Genomic DNA, 5,281 nt, shown 5'->3' with positions numbered 1-5,281 from the left:
CCCCGGAGTCGTCGATCACCAGCACCCCGCCTGGGTGCGCGGCAGTAGCCGGGCCGGCCTGCAGCAGCTCCACCCGCCGGTCGTTGATCTTCTCCGGGTCCCACACCGACTCGGACAGGAAGAACTGCAGCCGCTGTACCGCCGGATGCCCCGCACCCACTACCGGCTCCGCCCCGGCCAGGCAGGTCAGCGTCTTGTTCCGGTCCCGCGGGGCCAGCAGCCCGGTCAGATACTCCCGGAACCCCCGCCGCTGCCCCAACGCCGAGAACAGATCATCAAACCGGGCAGCGTAATCCTCCAACGGGCCTGGTGCCGGCGGACAGGGCAGACGTCTGGTCATGCCAGCCTCCCTCCGCTCCTGAAAGACAACCAACAGAGCAGACCTACCCGCCACAACCTTGATCCAACGAACTACCGCTAGAGCCCACTGCGGGGCACGAGAACCCGCAGAGCCCGAACAGGCGGGATGCGGGCGTGCCCGTCGGGCCCGTCCGGAGGAGAGCGGGCGTGGTGCCCTCCTCCGGACGGACCTGATCAGACCTGATCGAACCCAGGTCAGATCAGATCAGCGAGCGCAGAACGTACAGCAGGATCCCGCCGTGGCGGTAGTACTCCGCCTCGCCGGGGGTGTCGATGCGCACCACGGCCTCGAACGAGCTGTCCCCCGCCTGCACGGTGATCGTCGGGGTCTTCTCGTCGACGTCGGCCAGCCCGGTGATGGTGAAGGTCTCCTCACCGGTGAGCCCGAGCGACTCCGCCGACTCGCCGACGGGGAACTGCAGCGGCAGCACACCCATGCCGATCAGGTTCGACCGGTGGATCCGCTCGTAGGACTCGGCGATGACGGCCCGAACGCCCAGCAGTGCGGTGCCCTTGGCAGCCCAGTCACGCGACGAGCCCGAGCCGTATTCCTTGCCCGCGAGCACGACCAGCGGCACGCTCTCGGCGGCGTACTTCTGGGCCGCGTCGTAGATCGCCACCTGCTCGCCGTCGGGGAGGTGGCGGGTGACGCCGCCCTCCACGCCGGGCACCAGCTTGTTCCGCAGCCGGATGTTGGCGAAGGTCCCGCGGATCATCACCTCGTGGTTGCCGCGGCGGGAGCCGTAGGAGTTGAAGTCCCCCGGGGCGACCCCGTTCTCGGTGAGGTAGCGCCCGGCCGGCGAGTCCTTCTTGATGGAGCTGGCCGGCGAGATGTGGTCGGTGGTCACCGAGTCACCCAGGTAGGCCAGCACCCGGGCGCCGACGATGTCGGTACGCGCGGACGGCTTGGCCGCCATCCCGTCGAAGTACGGAGGACGGCGGACGTAGGTCGAGTCCTCGACCCAGCCGAAGGTCTGCGACACCTCGCCGCCGTCACCGACGGGCAGCGCCTGCCAGCGCTCGTCTCCGGAGAGGTCGGCGTAGCGGTCCGCGAACATCTCCGAGGTGATCGCGTCGCCGACGACCTGCGCCACCTCGGTCTCGCTCGGCCAGATGTCACGCAGGTAGACCGGCTCGCCGGCGGTGTCGGTGCCCAGCGGGTCGGTGTCGAGGTTGATGTCCATCGTGCCGGCGAGCGCGTAGGCGACGACCAGCGGCGGGGACGCCAGGTAGTTCATCTTGATGTCGGGGTTGATCCGGCCCTCGAAGTTCCGGTTGCCGGACAGGACGCTGACGACCGCGAGGTCCGCGTCGTTGATCGCCGCGGRGACCTCGGGCTCCAGCGGGCCGGAGTTGCCGATGCAGGTGGTGCAGCCGTAGCCGACCAGGTTGAAGCCGACCTTGTCCAGGTAGGGGATGAGCCCGGCGCGCTCGTAGTAGTCCATGACCACCTTGGAGCCGGGCGCCAGGGTGGTCTTCACCCATGGCTTGCGGGTCAGCCCCTTCTCGACGGCGTTGCGGGCGAGCAGCGCGGCACCGACCATGACCTGCGGGTTGGACGTGTTGGTGCAGGACGTGATCGCGGCGACGGCGACCGCCCCGTGGTCGATCTCGCAGGTCGTGCCGTCGGCCAGGGTCAGCTTCGTCGGGCTGGACGGGCGGTCGGCGACGTCACCGGAGACCGCGTTGGCCGAGACCGGGGCGTCGGACGGCTTGTCCGCGAACGCGGCGGCCGAGTCGGAGGCGGGGAAGGACTCGGCGTCGGCCTCGTCGGCGCCGCCGTTGGCCAGCAGCACCGGCTGGGCGTAGTTGGCGAGCGCGGTGCGGAACGCCTTCTTCGCGTTCGACAGCAGCACCCTGTCCTGCGGGCGCTTGGGGCCGGCCAGCGACGGGACGACGGTCGACAGGTCGAGCTCGAGGGTGGTGGTGTACTTCGCCTCGTGGCTCGGGTCATGCCAGAGGCCCTGCTCCTTGGCGTACGCCTCGACCAGCGCGACGAGCTCGTCGGGGCGGCCGGTGAGCCGCAGGTAGGACAGGGTCTCGGCGTCGATCGGGAAGATCGCGCAGGTGGAGCCGTACTCGGGGCTCATGTTGCCGATCGTGGCCCGGTTCGCCAGCGGCACGTTCGCGACGCCCTCGCCGTAGAACTCGACGAAGCGGCCGACCACGCCGTGCCTGCGCAGCTGCTCGGTGATGGTCAGCACCATGTCGGTGGCGGTGGTGCCGGCGGGCAGCTCACCGGTGAGCTTGAAGCCGACGACGGTCGGGATCAGCATGCTCACCGGCTGGCCGAGCATGGCGGCCTCGGCCTCGATGCCGCCGACGCCCCAGCCGAGCACCCCGAGACCGTTGATCATCGTGGTGTGGCTGTCCGTCCCGACGAGGGTGTCGGGGTAGGCCAGGGTGCCCTCGGCGGTCTCCTTGGTGAAGACCACGCGGGCGAGGTGCTCGACGTTGACCTGGTGCACGATGCCGGTGTTCGGCGGCACCACGGTGAAGTTGTCGAACGCCGCCTGGCCCCAGCGCAGGAACTGGTACCGCTCGCGGTTGCGCTGGAACTCCAGCGTCGCGTTCAGCTCGAACGCGTCCGGCCGTCCGAAGTGGTCGGCGATGATCGAGTGGTCGATGACCATCTCGGCCGGGGCGAGCGGGTTGATCTTCGTGGAGTCCCCGCCGAGGGCGACCATGGCCTCGCGCATCGCGGCGAGGTCGACGACACAGGGAACTCCGGTGAAGTCCTGCATGATCACCCGGGCCGGGGTGAACTGGATCTCCTGGCTCGGTTCTGCCGCCGGGTCCCAGTCGGCCAGCGCGCGTACGTGGTCGGCGGTGATGTTGGCGCCGTCCTCGGTGCGCAGCAGGTTCTCGAGCAGAACGCGGAGGCTGTACGGCAGGCGGTCGGCCCCGGGCACCGCGTCCAACCGCCTGATCGTGTAGGTGCGATCACCTACCGCGAGTCTGCCGGTGCTGCCGAAGCTGTCCATGGCCTTCGTCTCCTCCTCGTCACCTCACCCGCTCCTCGTCTGCGGGGAGGTCCGACACCAGCAGCGATCACATCCGGTCGACACCGTGACTCGCCACGGTTCGGCCACCTCGCCCCATCCTGGCACTCTCAGGGGTGACGGCGGTGGCTGGAACCGTCGGTCACGTCCGGCGGGGGCCGGTGGGCCTGTGACCATCGCCTCCCGGACGCCGGTGTACCCCACCGAAATCCGAGCCGCATTTAATTAGCAAGGCTAAAAATATCAGGTGGTCCGTCCGGACGCGCGCCTCACGCCATGCAGCCGGGCAGAACGGGACGATAAGGGTGCTGGCGACCGAGGTGGGATGTCCCACCCGGCTGGGGTCCACCTTGGACGGGTCCGCCGCACGATGAGCGCCCCGTCGGGGACGGCCCCGCCTCGCGGCAGGCGCTCCTCGGGAACGTACCCGCCCGCGGAAGAAGCGGGCCGGGCAGCCGCTACGACCAGACAGCCGTGATGTCGCGCTGCCAGTTCTCCATCGTGAACGGGGACCGCCGCAGCCGCCGCATCGCCTCACGGCGCTCGTCCATCGTGGGCGGGACGACCGCCAGATCGGCCGCGGTGTTGGCCCAGATCTCGTTGGGGGTGCCCAGCGGCAGCATGGTGATCCCGGGCAGCACCCGGGCGATCTCCCCCACTCCCGGCAGGTCGGACGACAGCACCGGGGTCCCGACCGCGCAGGCCTCGAGCACCACACTCGGCAGCCCCTCGCGCAGCGAAGTCACCAGCAGCAGCGAAGAGGTCACCAGCAGCTTCGGGATGTCGAGCCGCTCGCCGATGAACTCGACCCGGTCGGACACACCCAGACCCCGGGCCAGGGTCATCAGCCGCTCGGTCTCGTCCTCGGTCTGGCGCCCGACGATCCGCAGGCGGACGTCGAGCCCCCGCGCGCACATCGCCGCGACGATCTCGATGGCCCGGGCCCGGTTCTTGACCGGGTCCGGGCGGGCGACGTGCAGGACGGTCAGCTGCGGTGTCATGGCCTCCCCGAACTCGTCGAGTTCGGGGAGGTCCGGCATGGGCCGCTGGCCCGCGATGGCCACTCCGAAGGGCTCGAGCTCGACCCCGTTGTAGATGACCCGGCACCGAGGGTCGAGCCGCCAGGTCTCCCGCCACCGTCCGCGCATCGCCGCCTCGCTGGCCGCGAGCAGGTCGGTGGCGAACGCGTCCAGCAGCACCCGCCCCACCATCCGCTGGAGGCGGCCGCGGAGGCTCTCGCCGCTCTGGTCCGCGCCGCTGAAGAAGTGCGCGACACGGCGCGGCACACCGGCCGCCCGGGCCACCGCGAGCACCACGCCCGAGAAGGTCGCCACACCCGAGTGGACGACGTCCGGCCGGACCGAACGCAGCAGCCGGTAGAAGGCGAGCGGGAACCTCAGGCCGGCGCGGCAGTAATAGACCTCGCCGCCCAGTGCCCGGATCTCGTCGTCCAGCGATCCGGGGGCACCCGAGGTGACGCAGAACAGCAGCCGGTACTCCTGCGGGTCCAGGCGCCGCAGGAGGTTGACCGCGCGGATCACCTCGCCCGCCCGGTCCATCCTCGGGAGCACCTCCAGCACCGTCACAGGACTGTCGCGGTCAGGGCGGGCGGGCGCGGGGTCCACCCGCCTCCCGTCCGACGTGCGCTCGCGGTCGTTTCCCGAGCCGCGCCGCCCGCCGTGACCGGTGGTCCCGTCGACCGCGGCGGGTCTGTCGATCGCAGTGGGTCCCGCGCTCTTGTCCGCCGGGGAACGGGCGCACGCCGCCGCGTCGGCACTCCGACGGATCCGAGACTCCGTGTTGACCTCCTCCCCGGTCTGAAGGCCGGGGATTCCCACACCTCGCGGTGCGGGTTCCTGCTTCGTCAACGGATGCCTCCTCGCTTCAGGAGCGAGGCGGTCTCACTCCATCTCCACAGG

3 protein-coding genes are annotated in these 5,281 nt (G+C 70.4%); all 3 read right to left on the bottom strand.

What is annotated here, in order from left to right; translation table 11 throughout:
- On the bottom strand, nucleotides 1-340 hold a 340-nt coding region (locus BBK14_RS07695; protein ID WP_198541205.1), incomplete at its 3' end, for a transposase.
- A gap of 220 nt (nucleotides 341-560) precedes the next feature.
- Nucleotides 561-3,344 carry an aconitate hydratase gene (acnA, locus tag BBK14_RS07690; protein WP_071060541.1) on the bottom strand — a complete coding sequence of 928 codons (2,784 nt, stop codon included), beginning with the start codon at nucleotides 3,342-3,344 and terminating at the stop codon, nucleotides 561-563.
- Nucleotides 3,345-3,820: 476 nt separating this feature from the next.
- Nucleotides 3,821-4,987, bottom strand: a complete 1,167-nt coding sequence (locus BBK14_RS07685; RefSeq protein ID WP_241831277.1) for a glycosyltransferase — start codon at nucleotides 4,985-4,987, stop codon at nucleotides 3,821-3,823.
- Nucleotides 4,988-5,281 lie beyond the last annotated feature (294 nt).

Source organism: Parafrankia soli, from assembly GCF_001854695.1.
In the GTDB taxonomy this organism is placed as follows: domain Bacteria; phylum Actinomycetota; class Actinomycetes; order Frankiales; family Frankiaceae; genus Parafrankia; species Parafrankia soli.
The sequence above is the reverse complement of the archived record's forward strand: the minus strand, read 5'-3'. Positions and strand labels throughout refer to the sequence as shown.